Origin of the sequence: Enterobacter bugandensis (assembly GCF_900324475.1) — a bacterium.
GTDB classification, from domain to species: domain Bacteria; phylum Pseudomonadota; class Gammaproteobacteria; order Enterobacterales; family Enterobacteriaceae; genus Enterobacter; species Enterobacter bugandensis.
Genome location: NZ_LT992502.1, coordinates 1,453,594 through 1,475,825, shown reverse-complemented (window position 1 = coordinate 1,475,825; position 22,232 = coordinate 1,453,594). Strand labels below are relative to the sequence as shown.

20 protein-coding genes are annotated in these 22,232 nt (G+C 57.0%); 16 read left to right on the top strand and 4 right to left on the bottom strand.

What is annotated here, in order from left to right:
* Positions 1 to 190 precede the first annotated feature (190 nt).
* The 4 genes from glnH to ybiO all read left to right on the top strand — a co-directional run bounded on the left by glnH (position 191) and on the right by ybiO (position 4,744).
* The gene (glnH, locus tag DG357_RS07155; RefSeq protein WP_014831177.1) at positions 191 to 934 is read left to right on the top strand and encodes a glutamine ABC transporter substrate-binding protein GlnH; all 744 of its coding nucleotides are present in this window, start codon (positions 191 to 193) and stop codon (positions 932 to 934) included.
* 93 nt (positions 935 to 1,027) lie between these two features.
* Positions 1,028 to 1,687, top strand: a complete 660-nt coding sequence (gene glnP / locus DG357_RS07150; RefSeq protein WP_003858462.1) for a glutamine ABC transporter permease GlnP — start codon at positions 1,028 to 1,030, stop codon at positions 1,685 to 1,687.
* Positions 1,684 to 2,406: a glutamine ABC transporter ATP-binding protein GlnQ gene (glnQ, locus tag DG357_RS07145; RefSeq protein WP_028012446.1), complete on the top strand. Its 723-nt coding sequence runs from the start codon at positions 1,684 to 1,686 to the stop codon at positions 2,404 to 2,406. Before glnP ends, glnQ begins: the two co-directional genes overlap by 4 nt.
* 124 nt (positions 2,407 to 2,530) lie before the next feature.
* Complete coding sequence (ybiO, locus tag DG357_RS07140) at positions 2,531 to 4,744, top strand: mechanosensitive channel protein (RefSeq protein WP_088204431.1); 2,214 nt, start codon at positions 2,531 to 2,533, stop codon at positions 4,742 to 4,744.
* Between the two features lie 45 nt (positions 4,745 to 4,789).
* Here the strand turns inward: ybiO and rlmF are convergent, their stop codons facing one another.
* The gene (gene rlmF / locus DG357_RS07135; RefSeq protein WP_041910718.1) at positions 4,790 to 5,701 is read right to left on the bottom strand and encodes a 23S rRNA (adenine(1618)-N(6))-methyltransferase RlmF; all 912 of its coding nucleotides are present in this window, start codon (positions 5,699 to 5,701) and stop codon (positions 4,790 to 4,792) included.
* Between the two features lie 243 nt (positions 5,702 to 5,944).
* On the opposite strand from rlmF, the gene mcbA reads away from it, so the two are divergent.
* The 3 genes from mcbA (at position 5,945) to ybiJ (ending at position 7,148) form a co-directional block, all read left to right on the top strand.
* The gene (mcbA, locus tag DG357_RS07125) at positions 5,945 to 6,211 is read left to right on the top strand and encodes a DUF1471 family periplasmic protein McbA (RefSeq protein WP_028012443.1); all 267 of its coding nucleotides are present in this window, start codon (positions 5,945 to 5,947) and stop codon (positions 6,209 to 6,211) included.
* 123 nt (positions 6,212 to 6,334) lie between these two features.
* The gene (locus DG357_RS07120; RefSeq protein ID WP_045259965.1) at positions 6,335 to 6,601 is read left to right on the top strand and encodes a DksA/TraR family C4-type zinc finger protein; all 267 of its coding nucleotides are present in this window, start codon (positions 6,335 to 6,337) and stop codon (positions 6,599 to 6,601) included.
* 286 nt (positions 6,602 to 6,887) lie between these two features.
* On the top strand, positions 6,888 to 7,148 hold the full coding sequence (gene ybiJ, locus DG357_RS07115) for a DUF1471 family protein YbiJ (RefSeq protein WP_088204430.1): 261 nt from the start codon (positions 6,888 to 6,890) through the stop codon (positions 7,146 to 7,148).
* 119 nt (positions 7,149 to 7,267) lie between these two features.
* On the opposite strand, the gene ybiB is transcribed toward ybiJ, so the two are convergent.
* Entirely contained in the window at positions 7,268 to 8,230 is a 963-nt protein-coding gene (gene ybiB, locus DG357_RS07110; RefSeq protein WP_047368145.1) for a DNA-binding protein YbiB, read from the bottom strand.
* Between the two features lie 255 nt (positions 8,231 to 8,485).
* Here ybiB and DG357_RS07105 point away from each other — a divergent pair, with 255 nt between their 5' ends.
* The 5 genes from DG357_RS07105 (at position 8,486) to DG357_RS07085 (ending at position 13,857) form a co-directional block, all read left to right on the top strand.
* A complete protein-coding gene (locus DG357_RS07105) occupies positions 8,486 to 9,022 on the top strand; it encodes a fimbrial protein (protein WP_028012440.1) in 537 nt (178 codons plus the stop codon).
* A 69-nt stretch (positions 9,023 to 9,091) separates the two neighbouring features.
* Positions 9,092 to 9,766, top strand: coding sequence for a fimbrial biogenesis chaperone (locus tag DG357_RS07100; protein ID WP_028012439.1), 675 nt, complete (start codon positions 9,092 to 9,094; stop codon positions 9,764 to 9,766).
* A 26-nt stretch (positions 9,767 to 9,792) separates the two neighbouring features.
* Entirely contained in the window at positions 9,793 to 12,336 is a 2,544-nt protein-coding gene (locus DG357_RS07095) for a fimbria/pilus outer membrane usher protein (RefSeq protein WP_139128217.1), read from the top strand.
* Positions 12,337 to 12,358: 22 nt separating this feature from the next.
* Complete coding sequence (locus DG357_RS07090; RefSeq protein WP_048960241.1) at positions 12,359 to 13,348, top strand: fimbrial protein; 990 nt, start codon at positions 12,359 to 12,361, stop codon at positions 13,346 to 13,348.
* A 5-nt stretch (positions 13,349 to 13,353) separates the two neighbouring features.
* A complete protein-coding gene (locus tag DG357_RS07085) occupies positions 13,354 to 13,857 on the top strand; it encodes a fimbrial protein (protein WP_047368144.1) in 504 nt (167 codons plus the stop codon).
* On the opposite strand, the gene dinG is transcribed toward DG357_RS07085, so the two are convergent.
* Positions 13,844 to 16,021, bottom strand: coding sequence for an ATP-dependent DNA helicase DinG (dinG, locus tag DG357_RS07080; RefSeq protein ID WP_088204429.1), 2,178 nt, complete (start codon positions 16,019 to 16,021; stop codon positions 13,844 to 13,846). The two genes, DG357_RS07085 and dinG, sit on opposite strands and share 14 nt — an antisense overlap.
* A 97-nt stretch (positions 16,022 to 16,118) precedes the next feature.
* Positions 16,119 to 17,501: an ATP-dependent RNA helicase RhlE gene (gene rhlE, locus DG357_RS07075; RefSeq protein WP_028012434.1), complete on the bottom strand. Its 1,383-nt coding sequence runs from the start codon at positions 17,499 to 17,501 to the stop codon at positions 16,119 to 16,121.
* A 205-nt stretch (positions 17,502 to 17,706) separates the two neighbouring features.
* Here rhlE and cecR point away from each other — a divergent pair, with 205 nt between their 5' ends.
* Genes cecR through DG357_RS07055 form a run of 4 tightly spaced genes read left to right on the top strand, consistent with a single transcriptional unit; the run spans position 17,707 to position 22,231 of the window.
* Positions 17,707 to 18,381 (top strand): transcriptional regulator CecR, encoded by a 675-nt coding sequence (gene cecR / locus DG357_RS07070; protein ID WP_045630915.1) that lies wholly within the window; start codon positions 17,707 to 17,709, stop codon positions 18,379 to 18,381.
* Entirely contained in the window at positions 18,381 to 19,376 is a 996-nt protein-coding gene (gene hlyD / locus DG357_RS07065) for a secretion protein HlyD (protein WP_049136972.1), read from the top strand. The genes cecR and hlyD overlap by 1 nt, the downstream gene beginning before the upstream one ends.
* The gene (locus DG357_RS07060; protein ID WP_108780328.1) at positions 19,369 to 21,108 is read left to right on the top strand and encodes an ATP-binding cassette domain-containing protein; all 1,740 of its coding nucleotides are present in this window, start codon (positions 19,369 to 19,371) and stop codon (positions 21,106 to 21,108) included. The genes hlyD and DG357_RS07060 overlap by 8 nt, the downstream gene beginning before the upstream one ends.
* On the top strand, positions 21,098 to 22,231 hold the full coding sequence (locus tag DG357_RS07055) for an ABC transporter permease (protein ID WP_028012430.1): 1,134 nt from the start codon (positions 21,098 to 21,100) through the stop codon (positions 22,229 to 22,231). Before DG357_RS07060 ends, DG357_RS07055 begins: the two co-directional genes overlap by 11 nt.
* Position 22,232: the final 1 nt, after the last annotated feature.

The following is a 22,232-nucleotide window of genomic DNA, read 5'->3' as shown; positions in this document are numbered from 1 at the left end:
CAGTTGACCCAAACGAAGCGCACCAAAATGGTGCTCCATGCTGGTGCAACACGACATCATTGCCACGCTTTTTGTGCAATGTATGATTTCATCCCCTTTGTAAAACAACAGCTTGTAAAGTTGGCACGATTTTTTCATTGTGCCAGTCGTTCTCGCAGGGGATCGCCCCGTGGATATAAAAGGAAATGCTATGAAGTCTGTATTAAAAGTTTCACTGGCTGCACTTACCCTGGCTTTTGCGGTGTCCTCTCAGGCTGCCGACAAACTGGTTGTGGCGACCGACACGGCGTTCGTTCCGTTTGAATTCAAACAGGGTGACAAATACGTTGGTTTTGATGTTGATCTGTGGGCCGCTATCGCCAAAGAACTCAAACTGGACTACACCCTGAAGCCGATGGACTTCAGCGGCATCATCCCGGCGCTGCAAACCAAAAACGTCGATCTGGCGCTGGCGGGCATCACCATTACCGAAGAACGTAAAAAAGCGATCGACTTCTCTGACGGCTACTACAAAAGCGGCCTGCTGGTGATGGTCAAAGCGGATAATAACGACGTAAAAAGCGTGAAAGACCTCGACGGTAAAGTGGTGGCAGTGAAGAGCGGCACCGGTTCCGTGGATTACGCGAAAGCGAACATCAAAACCAAAGACCTGCGCCAGTTCCCGAACATTGACAACGCGTATATGGAACTCGGCACCAACCGTGCTGACGCTGTTCTGCACGACACGCCGAACATCCTGTACTTCATTAAAACGGCTGGTAACGGCAAGTTCAAAGCCGTGGGCGACTCTCTGGAAGCTCAGCAGTACGGTATCGCGTTCCCGAAAGGCAGCGACGATCTGCGCACCAAAGTTAACGGCGCACTGAAAACGCTGAAAGAGAACGGCACCTACAACGAAATCTATAAAAAATGGTTCGGTACTGAGCCTAAATAATTTTACCTGAATTCAGGTTTATAGCGCCCGGCGGCGCTCACGCTGGCCGGGCCTACATTTTTCGTTTTTCACCACGGTATACAGGAATACATCATGCAGTTTGACTGGAGCGCCATCTGGCCTGCCATTCCACTCTTGCTTGAAGGCGCTAAAATGACCCTGTGGATTTCGGTCCTGGGTCTGGTAGGTGGGTTGATTATCGGTCTTGTCGCCGGTTTCGCCCGCACCTACGGTGGCTGGATTGCAAACCACATCGCACTGGTTTTCATCGAAGTGATCCGCGGCACGCCGATTGTCGTGCAGGTCATGTTTATCTACTTCGCCCTGCCAATGGCCTTTACCGACCTGCGCATCGATCCGTTCAGCGCGGCCGTCGTGACCATTATGATCAACTCGGGCGCCTACATCGCGGAAATCACCCGCGGGGCGGTGCTGTCGATTCATAAAGGTTTCAGCGAAGCCGGTCTGGCATTAGGTCTTTCTCGTCGCGAAACGATCCGTCACGTTATTCTCCCGCTGGCGCTGCGCCGCATGCTGCCGCCGCTGGGTAACCAGTGGATCATCAGCATTAAAGATACATCGCTGTTCATCGTTATCGGCGTGGCCGAACTGACCCGTCAGGGCCAGGAAATTATTGCGGGCAACTTCCGCGCGCTGGAAATCTGGAGTGCGGTCGCCGTCGTTTATCTGATCATTACGCTGGTACTGAGCTTCGTTCTGCGCCGTCTTGAAAGAAGGATGAAAATCCTGTGATTGAATTTAAAAACGTCTCCAAGCACTTTGGCCCAACCCAGGTGCTGCACAATATCGATCTGAATATCAAGCAGGGTGAAGTGGTGGTGATTATCGGGCCTTCCGGTTCCGGTAAATCGACCCTGCTGCGCTGCATCAACAAGCTGGAAGAGATCACCAGCGGCGATCTGATCGTTGACGGTCTGAAGGTAAACGACCCGAAAGTGGACGAGCGTCTGATTCGTCAGGAAGCGGGCATGGTGTTCCAGCAGTTCTACCTGTTCCCGCACCTGACGGCGCTGGAAAACGTGATGTTTGGCCCACTGCGCGTGCGCGGTGCCAACAAAGCGGCGGCGGAAGCGCTGGCAAAAGATCTGCTGGCGAAGGTTGGCCTGGCGGAGCGTGCGCACCACTACCCTTCCGAGCTCTCCGGTGGCCAGCAGCAGCGCGTGGCGATTGCGCGCGCGCTGGCGGTGAAACCGAAGATGATGCTGTTTGATGAGCCGACGTCTGCACTCGACCCGGAACTGCGCCACGAGGTGCTGAAAGTCATGCAGGATCTGGCGGAAGAAGGGATGACGATGGTGATCGTGACCCACGAAATCGGCTTTGCTGAGAAAGTGGCTTCCCGCCTGATCTTTATTGATAAAGGCCGCATCGCCGAAGACGGTAACCCGCAGGAATTGATCGCGAATCCGCCTAGCCAGCGTCTGCAGGAGTTCCTGCAGCACGTCTCCTGATCCCTCGCTACATACCGAGCCGGGCTTGCCCGGCTTTTTTACGCCAGATTGTTCCCAAAAACTCCCCTCCGCCTCTCGCCCTCTATACTTATCATTTTGCACGATATTTTTGTCGGAGGACGCCGTGCCGTGGATCCTGCTGCTGTTGATAAGCCTGTTTAGTACGCCATCGCTTGCCGTGGCAATCCCCGGCGTCACCACCGGAGCAACTGCTACTCAGCAAAATACGCCGCCTCCGGAGCCGGATGCAGAACAAAAAAAAGCGGCCTATGGCGCACTTGCCGACGTCCTTGAGAATGACACCTCCCGGCAGGAGCTGATCGATCAGTTGAGGAAGGTGGCCGCCACGCCGCCTCAGGATCCGGTTCCGACCATTACGCCACCGCAGATCGAAGAGGAAAAGACGGTACTGGAAAATGTCACCGACATCAGCCGCCGCTACGGGGAAGCCCTGTCGTCGCGTTTTGCCCAGCTCTATCGAAATCTTGTTGGCACCTCGCATAAACCTTTTAATCCCCACACCTTCACCGCAGCCGCCACGCAGTTTGCGATTCTGGCGGGTGCCGTATTCATTTTTTACTGGCTGCTGCGCCTGTGCGCCTGGCCGCTCTACCGGAAGATGGGCCACTGGGGACGGAAAAAAAATCAGCATAAAAGCAGCTGGCTGCACCTCCCGGCCATGATTACCGGGGCGTTTATCATCGATTTACTGCTGCTGGCCCTGACGCTGTTTGTCGGTCAGGTGCTGGCGGACCGCCTCAATACGGGCAACAAAACCATTGCCTTCCAGCAGGCGCTCTTCCTGAATGCGTTTGCGCTCATCGAATTTTTTAAAGCGGTGCTGCGCGTCATCTTTTGCCCGCGCGTGCCTGAACTTCGCCCTTTCAACATCAACGACGACAGCGCGAAATACTGGGCCGTGCGGCTAAGCGTGCTCAGCGGGCTGATAGGCTACGGCCTGCTGGTTGCCGTGCCGATTATCTCCAACCAGGTCAACGTGCAGTTTGGCGCGCTGGCGAACGTGCTGATTATGCTCTGTATAACCGTCTGGTCTCTGTACCTTATCTTTCACAATAAAAGGGCGATCACCGAGAGTCTGCTGCATCTGGCCGACCGTTCCCTCTCTTTCTTTAGCCTGTTTATCCGCGCCTTCGCGCTGGTGTGGCACTGGCTGGCAAGCGCGTATTTTATTGTGCTGTGCTTCTTCTCGCTGTTCGACCCGGGAAACAGCCTGAAATTTATGATGGGGGCGACGTTTAAAAGCCTGGCGATTATCGGCATCGCGGCGTTTGTGTCCGGGCTGCTGTCCCGCTGGATCTCGAAAACCATCACCCTGTCGCCGCAGGTGCAGCGTAATTACCCGGAACTGCAAAAACGGGTGAACGGCTGGATGTCGGTATCGCTTAAGGTGGCGCGCATTCTGACCGTCTGCGTGGCGATCATGCTGCTGCTGAATGCGTGGAGCCTGTTTGATTTCTGGAACTGGCTGCATAACGGTGCAGGTGAAAAAACGGTCGACATTCTGATTCGTATCGCGCTGATTCTGTTCTTCTCCGCCGTCGGCTGGACGCTGCTGGCGAGCCTTATCGAGAACCGTCTGGTGTCGGATATTCACGGCAGGCCCCTGCCCAGCGCACGGGCCCGCACATTGCTGACGCTGTTCCGCAACGCGCTGGCGGTGATCATCAGCACCATCACCATCATGATTGTGCTATCGGAAATCGGCGTGAATATCGCCCCGCTGCTGGCGGGTGCAGGCGCGCTGGGGCTGGCGATCTCCTTCGGCTCGCAAACGCTGGTGAAGGATATTATTACCGGCATCTTTATCCAGTTTGAGAACGGGATGAACACAGGGGATCTGGTGACCATCGGGCCGCTGACCGGTACCGTGGAGAGGATGTCGATTCGCTCGGTAGGCGTGCGTCAGGATACCGGGGCATATCACATCATTCCCTGGTCATCGATCACTACCTTCGCCAACTTTGTGCGCGGCATTGGCTCCGTTGTGGCCAACTACGATGTGGATCGTCATGAAGATGCCGACAAAGCGAAGCAGGCGCTGCGGGATGCGGTCAGTGAACTGATGGAAATGGAGGATATTCGCGGGCTGGTGATTGGCGAGCCGTCGTTTGCCGGCATCGTTGGGCTGACCAACACGGCGTTCACCCTGCGCGTGTCGTTCACCACCCAGCCGCTGAAGCAATGGACGGTGCGCTTTGCCCTCGACAGCATGGTGAAAAAGCACTTCGATCTGGCGAACGTGCGAACGCCGGTGCAGACGTATCAGGTATTGTCGCCGCCCGCCTCGCCGCGCCCTCCGCAGGAGCCGACGCTGTAACCGAGCCGGGTGGCGGCTTTGCCCTACCCGGCCTGGGGCGGGATACTATTTGCGACGTTTGTTATCGTCCATAAACGACCAGGCGATAAAGCGGCTCTGCTTCTGGCCCTGCGCCATCTCTTTTTTCACCACTTTTACGGCGCCCGCTTCGCTCAGCGCGCGGTAGAGCGGCGGCAGGTTATCCCCGCGGGAAACCAGCGTCGTGAACCACTTCACCTGACGGCCAAACTGTTGGCTTTCCGCAATCATGCGCAGGATGAAGGCAACTTCACCGCCCTCGCACCACAGCTCCTGCTGCTGCCCGCCGAAGTTCAGCGCGGCGTCTTCCGCCTGACCGAGGTTGCGGCGTTTACGCTCGCTGCCCGCGCGAGCCGCTGCCGCCGAATCATGAAACGGCGGGTTGCACATCGTAGCGTCATAGCTTTCGTTTTTATGAATTATGCCGTTGAAGATGGAGGCCGCCTCTTTCTGACGACGCAGACGAATGGAACGGCTCAGGCCAGGGTTCGCACTGATAATCGCCTGCGCGCTGGCAAAGGCCTCGGCGCCGATTTCGCTCCCGGTAAAGCGCCAGTGATATTCATGTACGCCAATCAGCGGGTAAATCAGGTTTGCCCCGGTGCCTATATCCAGGATGGAAGCCTGCTGCGGTACAGCGCCGTCACGATCTTCGGCAAGCAGATCGGCAAGGTGATGAACGTAATCAGCGCGGCCCGGCACAGGGGGGCAGAGAAAGCCTTCCGGAATATCCCAGTGAGCCACACCGTAAAAATGCGCCAGCAGGGCTTTGTTCAGCGTTTTCACCGCCTGCGGATCGGCAAAGTTGACGGTCGGCTCACCCGCTGGGGTCTGGACAATATAGTCCTGCAGCGCAGGGCAGCTCTGGCACAGGGCGTTCATGTCGTAGCGGCTGCGGTGGCGATTTCGTGGGTGCAATCCCGGCTTTTGGGAAGTCATGGCGTTCTCCTTTAAACAGCGGCGTAAGATACCCTGTGCTGGCCCAGCGGTAAATCTTTCTCTGCGGCGCTTAAAAAAACACCGTAAATCAAACACCTCTACGTCTATGATCTGTCAGCGAATTGTCAGTTTTTATCGTTCAAAAAATAAGCAGATCATCATCAAATATTTGCGCTAAGTCACACTCGTCAGGCTTCTAAACTTAAAGGGAATCACCTGTTGTTTCCTCATGAGGATGTGATTATGAAAAAGTACCTGACCCTTGCTGTTATCGCCGGCGCCCTGGCAACGGCTTCATTTTCTGCGATGGCCGTTCAGTCACTGAATGAAAGTACCGATACTAGCCAGCTGCGTCCGGCGGGCACCGTCTCGGTAAGTCGCGCAAGTAACCTGGACGATCTGCAGAATAAACTGGCCGAAAAAGCCCGCCAGGAAGGTGCGAAAGGCTTTGTCGTGAACTCCGCTGGCGGAGATAACCATATGTACGGCACAGCAACCATCTATAAATAATTTTTTCCTCCACAACAAGACTGCATCTGCCTGCCGGATGCAGTTCATTTCCACTTTATCTTGATTGTTCATTTTTTAACCCCATATTAAAAGCAGGGTATAAACCGATTTCAGGAGGATGCCATGGCTTCCGGTTGGGCGAATGACGACGCCGTTAACGAACAGATCAACAGTACCATTGAAGATGCGGTTGCGCGCGCTCGCGGCGAGATTCCGCGCGGCGAAAGTTTGAAGGAGTGCGAAGAATGCGGAGAGCCGATCCCGGAGGCGCGGCGTAAAGCCATTCCAGGCGTAAGGTTATGCATTGCCTGCCAGCAGGATAAAGATTCAAAAAATGCCTCACATTCAGGTTATAATCGCAGAGGATCGAAAGATAGCCAGTTACGCTGACTCTCCTTTACCAAAGTTAACCCTGCCTGCACTTACCTTTACGCTCACGGTTTTTAGCGAACCGCGTAGCAAAATGTGCCCTTCATCTTTCTTCTGTAAAGCGCATCCACAAGAAGTGTAAAGCGCTGGTTTGAATTTATTAATATTCAATAAGTTATTTGTCATTCAATTTTTTTGACTGATCACGTCAATTCTCTTCGATTTTATCCCTCAGGAAAAAACGTGATACTTATCACATCGACGGAACATCGTCCCCTTAACAGAAAACACCTGCGAGAGATTAATTATGAAAACCATCAAATATGCTGTAGCTGCTGTTGCCCTGTCCGCTCTGTCTTTCGGCGCATTCGCCGTAGAGCCTGTTTCATCCACTCAGGCCCAGAGCATGAATAAAATCGGTGTGGTAAGTGCAGAAGGCGCGACCACGCTGGACGGCCTGGAAGCCAAGCTGGCTGAGAAAGCCGCTTCTGCCGGTGCAAGCGGATACACCATCACCTCCGCTAACACCAATAACAAGCTGAGCGGTACTGCGGTTATCTACAAATAATCGCCTGAAATGAATGCTGTACCCTCGCCAAACCCTCTGGTGAGCTGCTCCAACCCTCATTGACCCTGTTGTTTGTTACCCTTGCTTGCCCGTCCGCCACTGGACGGGCTTTTTTTTGCTTAAAACGACTGTGCCACCCGCTGTAACCCCGCTTCCACCGTCTCTACCTCCCCTGTCGCCAGCAAGCAGCAGGCCATTTGCAGTTTGATCGACTGTGGGACCGGCACATTTCCGGCCAGGCACTGCGTAATCCAGTGCGCGGTAACCTGCGGATCTTTTGACTCCGGCAGAATCACATCGCTGTTTTCTTCCCCGCGTTCAAGCACAACGCGCGTACCGACAGAATCGATCAGCATCAGCTGTGGGCAACGCTGCGGGTTGGCGTACACCTCCCCTTCTGTTCCGTGCATCAGCAGTGCGCGTCCACCGATTTCGGCAAAGAACTGACCGACGCGCGTCACGTACTCCGGATGAGAAACACTGGAAAGGCGCAGTGCGGCATCCTCAGCAAACGGCGTTGCCAGCTTCGCCAGGGTGTGCGCACTGTTACGCACGCCCATGCGCCAGCGCATGTCCAGCTGCTTTTCCAAAGGCGGGCAGAGCGCACGAACGGGAATATAGACCGGCTGGTTCCCCTCCAGCTTTGCCTGCGCCTGGCCGGCATGGAGAGTCGGTTCAATGCCCAGCAGTTCAAAGATGGTTTCTGTCAGTACGCGCGTGGGATCTTCGCTGACCCCATGTACCACCACCGGGAACCCCAGCTTATGTAACAATATCGCCAGCAGCGGCGTCAGGTTTGCCTGCTTGCGCGCCCCGTTATAGCTCGGGATCACAATCGGCATCGGTTTTGCCACCGGCGGCGTTAAGCGCAGCGTTTGCGCCTGCATCGCCTCGTAGAAACCACGCATCTCCGCTTCGCCTTCGCCTTTGATACGCAGCGCAATCAGGATGCCGCCCATTTCCAGGTCCGGTACCTCGCCGTTGAGCATACGGGTGTAAAGCGCGCGAGCGGTTTCATGGTCCAGGTCGCGGGCGTGGTTTTTCCCACGTCCTACCTCTTTGATAATTTTGCGATAATCCACGACATTCCTCCTGACAGCCTATCTTGTTAACACTATAGCCCTGATGAATGGCTATCCGTTAGTTTTTTATCCCTTAAGACAACCTTCTGTTTTAATAGCAAAAAATAAACACAAGCTTTTTTTCAATTATTTGTGATTTCTATAGCAGATTCGTATTCATACATTTTTTGATTAAATAACCAGCGGAAAGTCATTAAGGGTCAACGGTGAAAACGTCCAGGCAACGCTCTCACCCGAAACATATCAGGATTTGCTATGAACAAGGTTGCTTTAGGTTTAATCATCGCCGCAGCGGTGGGATGTTCTGCATCCACGTTTGCGGCAACGAACGGTGAAGGGCAAATAAACTTCACCGGCGAAATTATCGATTCTGCTTGTCAGGTCGTAAATGGATTAAGTAATCCATTAAATGTACAGCTGGGGAAAGTGTCTAAAACGGTATTTACCGGTGCAGGCTCTACCAGCACCTTAACGAAGTTTGATATTCAGTTAACGAATTGTCCTGACACGGTCACTTCCGCCGCCATTAACTTTGGCGGAACACCGGATGCGAATAACAATTCAACGCTTGCCTTAACGCCAGATACCGATGCGGCGACAGGGGTGGCGATTCAGCTGGTGGATGCCTCGCAGCAGCCTGTCAGCCTGTATACGCCGTCTCAGCAGTATCAGTTAACCTCCGGCACGGCGGTTAACGATCTGGAGTTCGGCGCACGCTATATCCAAACCGGCCCGGCAATTACCGCAGGCCCCGCTAACTCCGTTTCAACCTTCACCGTTATTTATAACTGATCTTATCAATCCGGAGATATTAATGCTTTCGCGAGCATTAATATCTTCTCTATTCATTGAGAAATCTTTATGCGCCACGGTTATTTACTGAGCACGCTTTTACTGGTAGCAACTGCTTCACATGCTGGGGTCATTATTAACGGCACCCGACTGGTCTATCAGGGAGATAAAAAGGAATCTTCTCTTGGTCTTTCAAATCCAGATGCGACGGATTATCTGGTGCAGTCCTGGGTTGATTCCGGCGGTAAAAACCTGGCCAAAGCCCCGTTCCTGATCACCCCGCCGCTTTTCCGTCTGGATGCGCACGAAGATAACGTTCTGCGCGTGGTGCGTACGGGCGGAAATTTACCAGAAGACAGGGAATCCCTGTACTGGTTGAACATTAAAGCAATCCCTTCCTCAAAACACGTTGAGGGGGTAAATACGCTGCAAATCGCCATTAATACTCGAATCAAATTACTGTATCGCCCGTCTGCGGTAAAAGGCAGACCAGAAGATGTGGCGGATAAACTTGAATGGCGCCGCGAAGGGAACGATCTGGTGGTGAATAACCCCACGCCGTTCTATATGAATTTCCAGACCGTTACGCTGAATGGTCATAAAGTCGCGAAAGCCACCTGGGCTGTTCCGAAAACGGAAACGCATTTTGCCTTACCGGGTAATGTCGGGGGCGCGAACGTGACGTATTCCATTATTACCGACTTCGGCAGCATCAGCCATACCTGGTCGAAATCCGTTCATTAATTCTTTTGCCCGGTAATAAAATAATTATGTACAGCCATAAAAAGCCGTTCACCTGCCGATTGTCTTCATTGCTGGTCATTCTCTGTGGCCTGGCAATGGCGATCTTTGCGCAGCAGGTTATGGCTGATGATTATTTTAACCCTGCCCTGCTGGATATTGATAATCCCCAGCAGGGTAAAACCGATCTGTCCATCTATGAAAAAGGGCCTGGTCAGGCGCCGGGGAAATATGAGGTCGCGGTATTTATCAATAATAATAAAATTGATACCCGCAACGTGACCTTTACGCTTCAGAAAGATTCGCAGGGCAACAGCACGCTGCAGCCTTGCTTTAGCCTTGAGGAATTAAAAAGCCTCGGCATCAAAACCAAAAAATTTCCGCAGCTGATGGCCAAAGGCCAGTGTGCTGATTTACATGTCATTCCTGCGGCATCCGCCACCTTTCGCGTTCGCAACCAGCAGCTGCTGATGAGCATCCCTCAAACGGCGCTGGGCCAGGTGCCTCGCGGTTACATTGACCCGAAAGAGTTTGACGAAGGGATCACTGCGGGCCTGCTTAATTACAGCGCCAATGCCAGCCACAGCCGCGCGCGACAGCACGGTGAGCAGGATAACAGCAGCCAGTACGTAAACCTGCGCCCAGGCCTGAACGTTGGCGCATGGCGCATTCGCAACTATTCCACCTGGAATCGCAGCACCACGGGCCATGAGGAGGAGCAGAAATTCACCTCCGTTTATACCTATGCGCAACGCGATATCGTGGCAATGAAAAGCGACATCACCGTCGGCCAGAGCTCATCCCCTGCCGACGTGTTTGACAGCGTTCCCTACACCGGGGTGGAGCTGAAATCCGACAGCGACATGCTGCCGGACAGCGAGAAAGGCTACGCGCCGATTATCCGCGGCACGGCCCACAGCAACGCGCTGGTGGTGGTTCGCCAGAACGGCTACGTCATTTATCAGAACACGGTCGCGCCGGGCGCCTTCGAAATTAACGATCTCTACCCCACCGGCAGCAGCGGCGACCTGCAGGTTACCGTGAAAGAGACCGACGGCAGCGAAAGCCATTTTGTCGTGCCGTTTGCCTCCGTGCCGGTCTTGCAGCGTGAAAAAAACCTGCGCTACAGCGTGACCGCCGGGCGTTATCGTTCCTATGACAACGATGTCGAAAAGACCCCGTTTGCCCAGGGCAGCGCCATCTACGGTTTACCCTACGGTATCACCGCCTACGGCGGCGTTCAGCAGAGCAGCCATTATCAGTCTCAGGCGGTGGGCGTCGGGAAAAACATGGGCGATTTAGGCGCCTTCTCCATTGACGTCACTCGCGCCAAAGCCCTGTTGAAAAAACAGCAGGCCAGCAAAGGCCAGTCGTGGCGCGTGCGCTACAGCAAAGATATCGCCCAGTCAGGCACCAACTTCTCGCTGGCCGGCTACCGCTATAACAGCAAAGGGTTTTACACCCTGGAAGACACCATGGAGTCGTATACCCGCTCTGACGACTGGTCTGAACCGCAGCAGCGCCGCGCCCGTACCGAAGCCACCGTCGACCAGACGCTGCCGGAAGGCTGGGGTTCCGTAACCCTGAGCCTGGTGAAAGAAACCTACTGGACCCAGAGCCAGGACATGACCTCGGTGAGCGTCAGCTACAACAACAGCTGGCACGGCGTGAGCTACAGCCTCAGCTACAGCATGAACAAAAACACCCGCGACAGCGACGAAGACGGCAATGAGGTGACGAACGACAACCAGTTCGCGCTGAGCGTCTCGGTGCCGCTGGACCACTGGATGCATAACACCTGGGCCACCTACAACCTGAACAACACCAAAGATGGCACCACGCAGAATATCGGTCTGAACGGCACGGCGCTGAAAGAAGATAACCTCAACTGGAATATTCAGGAGGGGGTGAGCAGTACCGGCAGCGGCAACTCCACCAGCCTCAACGCCGATTACAAAGCAACGTACGGCGAACTGAGCGGCGGCGTCAGCCAGGACAAATATCAGCAGACCGTGAACGTCGGTCTGCAGGGCGGCGTGGTTGCCCATGCGAACGGCATCACCCTGAGCCAGCCGCTCGGTGAGACCATCGCGCTGGTGAAAGCGCCGGGCACGCACGGGACGCATATCACTAATCAGACCGGCGTTGAAACCGACTTCCGCGGCTACACCGTTGTCCCGTATGTGACCGCGTATCGCCATAACACCATTGCGCTGGATACCGAAACGCTGCCGGACAATGCCGACGTCACCCACGCCGCGCAGGTCGTCACCCCAACTCGCGGGGCCGTGGTGCGCGCCAGCTTTAACACCCGCGTGGGCAACCGCGTGCTGATGACGCTGACGCACAACGGCAAACCGCTGCCGTTCGGCGCGACGGTCACCACAGAGGATAAGGACAGCGAGTTTATTGTGGGTAATGACGGCCAGACCTATCTTTCGGGTCTGCCGCAGCAGGGGCATCTCGCCGTTTCCTGGGGACAGGACGCGAGCGAGCACTGCATCGCTGACTATGCGCTAACGGATGAGAAAGAGAAAACCAGCATCATTAACGCTGCCGCGCAGTGTCATTGATTCACCGTTCAGGCTAACGACTATGCAAATGATAAAACAATGCTTTTTCTTACTGATTCTGGGCACCGCGGCATTATTTATGCCGCATGCGAAGGCTGACTGCACTACGCCCGATATGCCGAAAATGATCAACGTTGCCACCATTTCGGTTCCGACGACGCTGGCAGTAGGCGCTACCATTCCCGGTACGGAGCAGACGGTACACGTCGCGGGTAACTGCAACCATCCTTACGAAAGCGGGATGGAAATCATCTCCTGCTATTACGGAAGTGGTTCGGAGATACCCGGGTTGACCGGCGTTTATGACACAGGCGTGCCTGGAGTCGGCATTGCCTTAAGGAACGACCAGGGCCAGCGCATTTCAGGCGGGGGAAAGGTCGCCTGCGATTCCCGCAGTACGCCCATCGGCTATGTCTCGACCGATGGATATCAGTCCTTTGACTTTAACGTCACGCTTGAGCTGGTTAAAACCAGTGATGCAGTACAGTCCGGCACGCTGCTTCAGGCGCAAACAGAGTTCGGTATTGGCGTATATGGCAACGACGGCATTGGTTCACCCAATGTTATCTCCTACGCAGGAAACGTTAACTTCCAGAACGTCACCTGCTCCGTTTCCCCAAAAAACCTGACCATTAATCTGGGCGACTTCCCGGTCAGCGATTTTATTAGCGTGGGGATGTTATCCAGCCCGGCGCAAAACTTTGACGTGACGGTGAACTGCAACAGCAACGTGCAGCCTGAAGTGAAGGTCACCAGTTCAAATGGTTATGAACCGGGGTCAGCAGGGGTGATCAAACTCACCCGGCAGCCCGGCATGGCAACCGGCGTCGGGGTCAGAATGCTGGTTGATAACCAACTCGCCACCTTTGACACCTACGTGAACACCCAAAGCCAGGCAATCGCCAACCAGACGCTGGCGATCCCGTTTGAGGTTCGCTACGAACAAACCAGCAACGTCGTGACGCCAGGCCCTGCCAACACCGTCGCCACCGTTACCCTCGCTTATAAGTGACGATCATGAAAAAAACAGCTTTGATGCTGGCGCTGGGCCTGATAGCCCAGGCCCACGCCGATGATATTCAGATCCAGATGACGGGGAATATTTACGCCAACACCTGCGTCATTGACAGCGCCAGCCGCAACCTGACTGTAGATTTAGGCCAGGCAGTATCAGGTAATTTTAAAGATGTAGGGGATACCGGCGAATGGAAAGATTTTTCGCTCTCGGTATCGCACTGTCCCGCCACGCTGGCGCTTGCCACGGCCTATTTCTACGGCCAGGCAGACAGCGTGCACCCGACCAAATTCGCCAACACCGGCAGCGCGAAGGGGCTGGCGCTGGAGCTGGCCGACCGACAGGACAAGATCCTGATCGCCCCGCAGGCGGCGTTTAACGTGCCGATTAACCCGGCTGACCACACGGCCACGTTTCCGCTCTCCGCCCGCTATTACGCCACGTCTATGCCCGTCTCCGCAGGCACGTTCAGCAGCGTGATTCAGGTGACCTTTACTTACCAGTAGGACCGCGCCCCTTAGCACGGATGCTTTTCCTGCGCCCGGCGGCCAGTTTTGCCGGGCGTTTTTTTACTTCAGGCACCTCCGGCTGCTCAATCGGGAAGATCGGCAGCGCGTTCAGCAGCCGCTGACCGTAGTTTTTGGTGAGCAAACGCTTGTCGTAAATCACTACCTCACCCCAGCAGCCGTGGCTACGAATAAGACGCCCCACCTGCTGAATCAGGTTAAACGACGCCGCAGGCAGGCTCTGCACCTCAAACGGATAGCGGTTGAGGCTTTTCAGCCACTCGCCCTCGGTGATCACCACCGGGCTGTCGATAGGCGGAAAGGCGATCTTATGGATATGCACCTGCGTCAGGTAATCCCCCTTCAAATCCAGCCCTTCGGCAAAGGACTGTAGCCCCACCAGCACGCTGCGCTCGCCGTTATCAATACGTTTGCGATGCGTTTCCACCAGCCGGTAACGGGGCTGGTCGCCCTGCACCAGCAGGAGTAAACGCAGGTCGGTGACGTGCTCCAGGAAGCGCTGCATCGCCCGCCCGCTGGCAAACAGCACCAGCATGCCGGGATATTTTTTACTTTCGACCTGCTCGCGGAAGTAGGCCGCCATCTCCGCAATGTGCTGCTCTTCGTTGTCGATAAGCGGCTCGTATTTCATGCGTGGAATGACCAGCTTGCCCTGCTCGCAGTGGTTGAACGGCGAGTCCAGCGCCACAAAACGATCGCCCGCTTTCTCTTTCAGGCCGCTCATCTCCTGCAACCGTGAAAAGCTGTTCAGAGAGCGCAGCGTCGCAGAGGTAACGACCACGTGCGGCACGCTGCGCCAGATCAGCTTTTCCAACTGATCGGCCACGCGGATGCCCACGCAGTGGAAAAAGAGATGCACCTGCCCGTCGCGTACTTCGCGGGTGGCCCATTTGGTGACCGGCGCGCCCGACGCCCGCGCCATCGAGGCCAGCCGCCAGAGCTTGCTCTGCGCCTCAAACATCCCCAGCGCGCGGTTCATCTGCAGCAGGATGCGGTGCAGCCGCACCACGTCGTGCGAGCCAGTTTTCTCGCTGAGGTCGTTCAGGAACATCTCCGCCAGCCCGCGCAGCTTTTCGAGATGCTTCGCCAGCTGCTGGCAGATCTCCATCACCTCGTCCGGCAACTCGCCCATCGCGAAGCGGTGTTCTGCCTCCTGGGCTGCCGGAAGATAAAGATTGAGGATGTTATTCAGAGACGAGATAAGGCTGTAAACCTCTTCACAGTGCTCGCTCAGACGCTCGGGTACCGCCAGCGGCGGCGTGGTTTTTGGGCGAAACTGCTCCATGCAGGTCGCCACCAGTTTGCAGAACAGATCCAGCTGAAGTCGGAACCACGGAGCGGTGATTTCCGCGCTCATCTCCAGCGCGTCCCGCGCCACGTCAGGCAGGTGGTGGCCTTCGTCGAGCACCAGTAGCAGATTTTTCGGCTCCGGCAGCACCGCTTCGCTCTCCAGCGCCGCCATCACCAGCGCGTGGTTGGCGACAACCACCTCCGCCTCCTGGATCTCGCGCCGGGCGACGAAGAACGGGCATTCCCGGTAGTAGTGACAGTTGCGGTTCAGGCAGCTTGCTTTATCGGTACTGAGCCTGCGCCACAGGTCGTCGCTAATCGCCAGGCTGGTATGATCCCGCAGGCCGTCCCACTTATAGCCGTCGAGCTCGGCTTTCAGCTTTGCGCACTGTTCCTGCTCGGCTTTATTGTTTGGCGTCAGCTCGTCATCCAGAAAGGCGAGCAGATCCTGCTGCGAGGGCTCGCTGCTGGCCAGCGCCGCCAGGTTACGCGGACAGACGTAGCGCCCGCGCCCAAAGGCGGCGGTGAAGCGGAGATCGGGGATGATTTTGCGCAGCAGCGGCAAATCTTTGCTGAAGATCTGGTCCTGCAAGGCCACGTTCGCAGTGCTGACCACCAGCGTTTTGTCCTCTTCCCGCGCAATAGCGATGCCGGGAATGAGATACGACAGGGTTTTCCCAACGCCGGTCGGGGCTTCAATCGCCAGATGTCGCCCGTCGTCCCCGGCGAGCGTTTTTGCCACGTCGGCAATCATCTGCCGCTGCGGCGCTCGGGGGATAAAATCGGGGATCTGCTGCTGAAGCGCCTTATACCAGGCGCCTATTTGCGCTTTCAGCGCCGCGGTTAAAGCCATTGGAAAACCTGAAATACTGTATAAACAGCCACTATTGTGGCACTTTCTCTTCGCCGTCGCAAAAAGAAAAGCCCGGCTTTACGACCGGGCTTCCAGATTACTGCGGGTTAGCAGGCTTGCGCGGGCGGCGTCGGCGCTGCCCCTCGCCTGCCGGTTTCCCTTCGCCGCTGCGCCACGGGCTTTCACCGGCCGGCTTGCCGTCGTTATTACGACGCGGCGGTTTGCCGGATGACTTCGGCGCGCCACCTTCAGCACGACGCGGCTGCTGGCCGCGACCACCGCCGCCCTGACCGCGACCACCACCCTGACGACCGTTCTGAATCGGCTCCGCTTTGATGGACGGGTCCACTTCATAGCCCGGGGTTTCGATGCGCGGGATCTCTTTCTTCAGCAGGCGTTCGATGTCGCGCAGCAGCTTGTGCTCGTCCACGCAGACCAGAGAGAGCGCCTCACCTGTTGCTGCCGCACGGCCGGTACGACCGATACGGTGAACGTAATCTTCCGGGACGTTTGGCAGCTCGTAGTTCACCACGTGCGGCAGCTCTTCAATATCGAGGCCACGGGCAGCGATGTCGGTCGCCACCAGTACGCGGATGTCGCCGGACTTGAAGTCCGCCAGCGCGCGGGTACGCGCGCCCTGGCTCTTGTTACCGTGGATCGCCGCGCTGCGGATGCCGTCTTTATTCAGCTGTTCCGCCAGGTGGTTGGCACCGTGCTTGGTGCGGGTAAAGACCAGCACCTGCTGCCAGTTGCCCTGACCGATCATCTGGGAGAGCAGCTCCCGCTTGCGCTTTTTATCCACAAAGTGAACGTGCTGCGTCACCTGCTCGGAAGCGGTGTTGCGGCGCGCCACTTCCACTTCCAGCGGGTTATGCAGCAGCTTTTCCGCCAGCGCCTTGATCTCATCGGAGAAGGTCGCGGAGAAGAGCAGGTTCTGGCGACGCGGCGGCAGCTTCGCCAGCACGCGACGAATATCATGAATGAAGCCCATATCGAGCATGCGGTCGGCTTCGTCCAGCACCAGAATTTCAATGCTGTCGAGCTTAACCGCGTTCTGGTGTTCCAGATCCAGCAGACGGCCCGGCGTTGCCACCAGCACGTCCACGCCGCCGCGCAGCTTCATCATCTGCGGGTTAATGCTCACGCCACCGAAAACCACCAGCGAGCGAATGTTGAGATAGCGGCTGTACTCACGCACGTTCTCGCCAATCTGGGCTGCCAGCTCGCGGGTTGGGGTGAGGATCAGCGCGCGCACCGGACGACGGCCTTTGGCGTGCGGCTGGTTTTTTACCAGAAGCTCTAACAGCGGCAGGGTAAAGCCCGCGGTTTTACCGGTGCCGGTCTGGGCGCTGGCCATCAGGTCACGGCCCTGAAGCACGGCCGGAATAGCCTGCTGCTGGATAGGGGTTGGCTCAACGTAGCCCTGCTCTGCGATCGCGCGCAGAATTTCCGGGTTCAGGCCAAGGGAATCAAAAGACATAAAAACTCCGAACCGCCCCGACCATCACAGGTGTAGTTTTCAGGGAGATATCACGAATAGAAGGACAAAAACCACAATGTCGCGAAGGTGCGGAGTGTAGCAGCTTTTGTGACGTGGCGCATAAAATATCCCTGTCGTATCCCTCGACGATTTAGCGATTCAGGTATAATTTTAATCAATCGATTGATTAATTTTTAATGCCGACATGAATACGACACCGACGACAACCAAAGGTGAACAGGCCAAAAGCCAGCTTATCGCCGCCGCGCTGGCGCAGTTTGGCGAGTATGGCCTGCATGCCACCACGCGGGATATCGCCGCCCAGGCCGGGCAAAACATTGCGGCCATTACCTACTATTTTGGCTCAAAAGAGGATTTATACCTCGCCTGCGCCCAGTGGATTGCCGATTTTATTGGCAACAATTTTCGCCCGCACGTTGAGGAGGCCTGCGCGCTGCTGAGCCAGCCGACGCCGGATCGTACCGCTATCAGGCAACTTATTCTCAATGCCTGCCACAATATGATCCGCCTGCTGACGCACGACGATACGCTCAACCTGAGCAAATTTATCTCCCGCGAGCAGCTCTCCCCCACTGCCGCTTATCAGCTGGTACACGATCAGGTGATTGCCCCGATGCACACCCATCTGACCCGGCTGATTGCCGCCTACACCGGGCGGGACGCCAGCGATACCGACACCATTTTGCATACCCACGCCCTGCTGGGCGAAATTCTCGCCTTCCGTCTGGGGCGTGAAACCATCCTGTTACGCACGGGCTGGGCACAATTCGATGAGGATAAAGCCGCGCAGATTAGCCAGGTCATCACCTGTCATCTCGATCTGATCCTGCAAGGCTTAACGCAAAGGAGCCTGAAGTGATGAAAAAACCTGTCGCCATCGTTCTGGTGGTAGTTGTTTTGCTTGCCGCGGGAATCGGTGGCTGGCTGTGGTATCAGAGCCAGCAGGATCGGGGCCTGACGCTGTACGGTAACGTGGATATTCGCACGGTGAATATGAGCTTCCGCGTCGGCGGACGTCTCGCCTCGCTGAGCGTTGACGAAGGCGATGCCATCAAAGCCGGGCAGACGCTGGGCGTGCTGGATAAAGCTCCCTTTGAGAACGCGCTGATGCAGGCAAAAGCCGGCGTCTCCGTCGCCCAGGCGCAGTATGATCTGATGCTGGCAGGCTATCGCGATGAGGAGATTGCCCAGGCCGCTGCCGCCGTTAAGCAGGCCAAAGCCGCCTACGACTACGCGCAGAACTTCTATAACCGCCAGCAGGGGCTGTGGAAAAGCCGCACCATTTCCGCCAACGATCTGGAAAACGCGCGGTCATCCCGCGACCAGGCGCAGGCGACGCTGAAATCCGCGCAGGATAAATTAAGCCAGTACCGCTCCGGTAACCGCGAGCAGGACATCGCCCAGGCGAAGGCCAGCCTCGAGCAGGCGCAGGCGCAGCTGGCTCAGGCGGAGCTGGATCTGCACGACACTATCTTAACCGCCCCATCTGACGGCACGCTGATGACCCGCGCGGTAGAGCCGGGCAGCATGCTCAGCGCGGGCAGTACCGTCTTGACGCTGTCCTTAACCCGTCCGGTATGGGTGCGGGCCTACATTGATGAGCCGAATCTCGGCCAGATGCAGCCGGGCCGCGAGCTGCTGCTCTATACCGACGGTCGCCCGGACAAGCCGTATCACGGCAAAGTGGGCTTTGTCTCCCCTACCGCCGAATTCACGCCGAAAACCGTTGAAACGCCGGATCTGCGTACCGACCTCGTGTACCGTCTGCGCATCATCGTCACCGACGCGGACGACGCGCTGCGTCAGGGCATGCCTGTTACCGTGACCTTAAACGACGGGGAACGACATGAATGATGCGGTTATCCAGCTCAATAATCTGGTCAAACGCTTCCCCGGAATGGATAAACCGGCGGTCGCGCCGCTGAACTGCAGCATTCAGAAAGGCTACGTGACCGGACTGGTGGGCCCGGACGGCGCGGGCAAAACCACGCTGATGCGGATGCTGGCGGGGCTGCTGAAACCGGATGAAGGCTCGGCCAGAGTGCTTGGCCTTGACCCGATAAAAGACGACGGCGCGCTCCACGCCATGCTCGGCTATATGCCGCAGAAGTTTGGCCTGTACGAAGATCTGACGGTGATGGAGAACCTCAATCTGTACGCCGACCTGCGCAGCGTCACCGGTGAAACCCGGCAGAAAACCTTCGCCCGACTGCTCGAATTTACCTCCCTCGGCCCGTTCACCGACCGGCTGGCGGGCAAGCTTTCCGGCGGGATGAAGCAGAAGCTGGGGCTGGCCTGCACGCTGGTGGGCGAGCCGAAGGTGCTGTTGCTCGATGAGCCCGGCGTCGGCGTGGACCCGATTTCCCGCCGCGAGCTGTGGCAGATGGTGCACGAGCTGGCGGGGGACGGGATGCTGATCCTCTGGAGCACCTCCTACCTCGACGAAGCGGAGCAGTGTCGGGACGTGCTGCTGATGAACGAAGGCGAACTGCTCTATCAGGGCGAGCCGACGACGCTGACGCAGAGCATGGCCGGGCGCAGCTTCCTGCTGCACAGCCCGCAGGAGTCCAACCGCAGGCTGCTGCAGCGGGTGCTCAGGCTGCCGCAGGTCAGCGACGGGATGATTCAGGGCCGCTCGGTGCGGGTCATCCTCAAAAAAGAGGCCACCGTCGACGATATTCGCCGGGCGCCTGGGATGCCGACGATTGAGATGGAAGAGACGGCGCCGCGTTTTGAAGATGCGTTCATCGACCTGCTGGGCGGCGCGGGGACCTCCGAGTCGCCGCTTGGGGCGATCCTGCACACGGTGGAAGGCACGCCCGGCGAAACGGTGATCGAAGCCAAATCGCTCACCAAAAAGTTCGGGGATTTCGCCGCCACCGACAACGTCAATTTCGCGGTGAAGCGCGGCGAGATATTTGGCCTGCTCGGGCCGAACGGGGCGGGAAAATCCACCACCTTTAAAATGATGTGCGGCCTGCTGGTCCCGACGTCCGGCAAGGCGCTGGTGCTGGACATGGATCTTAAAGTCAGCTCCGGCAAGGCGCGCCAGCATCTCGGCTATATGGCGCAGAAGTTCTCGCTGTACGGCAACCTGACGGTCGAGCAGAATCTGCGCTTTTTCTCCGGCGTGTACGGCCTGCGCGGGCGGGCGCAGAATGAAAAAATCCGCCGCATGAGCGACGCCTTCGGGTTAACGAATATTGCGTCCCACGCCACCGACGAGCTGCCGCTCGGCTTTAAGCAGCGGCTGGCGCTGGCCTGCTCGCTGATGCACGAGCCGGATATCCTGTTTCTTGATGAACCCACGTCAGGCGTGGATCCCCTCACCCGCCGAGAATTCTGGTTGCATATCAACAGCATGGTGGAAAAAGGCGTGACCGTAATGGTCACCACCCACTTTATGGACGAGGCAGAGTATTGCGACCGCATCGGGCTGGTCTACCGCGGCAAGCTGATTGCCCACGGCACGCCGGACGACCTGAAAGCGCAGGCCGCCGACGACGCACAGCCAGACCCGACCATGGAGCAGGCGTTTATCACCCTCATCCACGACTGGGATAAGGAGAATGCTCATGCGCAGTAACGCCCTTTCCTGGCGCCGGGTGCGTGCCCTGTGCATCAAAGAGACGCGGCAGATCGTGCGCGATCCCAGCAGTTGGCTGATTGCGGTGGTGATCCCCCTGCTGCTGCTGTTTATTTTTGGCTACGGCATTAACCTCGACTCCAGCAAGCTGCGGGTCGGTATTTTGCTGGAGCAGCAGAGCGAAGAGGCGCTGGACTTCACCCATGCCATGACCGGCTCACCCTACATTGACGCCACCGTCAGCGACAACCGGCAGGAACTGATCCAGAAAATGCAGGCCGGGAAAATTCGCGGCCTGATCGTCATCCCGGTGGATTTCGCCGCCAACATGGCGCGCCCGGGCGCCGATGCGCCGATTCAGGTGATTACCGACGGCAGCGAGCCGAACACCGCCAACTTCGTGCAGGGCTATGCGGAGGGGATCTGGCAGCTCTGGCAGATGCAGCGCGCCGAAGACCGGGGCGAGACGTTTGAACCGCTCATCGATGTGCAGACGCGCTACTGGTTTAACCCCGCCGCCATCAGCCAGCACTTTATTATTCCGGGGGCGGTGACCATCATTATGACGGTGATTGGCGCGATCCTCACCTCGCTGGTCATCGCCCGCGAGTGGGAGCGCGGCACTATGGAGGCGCTGCTCTCCACCGAGGTGACGCGGGTTGAGCTGCTGCTGTGCAAGCTCATCCCCTACTACTTCCTCGGCATGCTGGCGATGCTGCTCTGCATGCTGGTCGCGGTCTTTATTCTTGGCGTGCCGTATCGCGGCTCGCTGGTGGTGCTGTTCTTTATCACCAGCCTGTTTTTACTCAGCACGCTGGGGATGGGGCTGCTCATCTCCACCATCACCCGCAACCAGTTTAACGCCGCGCAGGTGGCGCTCAACGCCGCTTTCCTGCCATCGATTATGCTCTCCGGTTTTATCTTCCAGATAGACAGCATGCCTGCGGTGATCCGCGCCGTGACCTACATCATTCCGGCGCGCTACTTCGTGAGCACGCTGCAGAGCCTGTTCCTGGCGGGGAATATTCCGGTGGTGCTGATTATCAATACCCTGTTTTTGCTGGCGTCGGCGGTGATGTTTATCGGGTTGACGTGGCTGAAAACCAAACGGCGACTGGATTAAG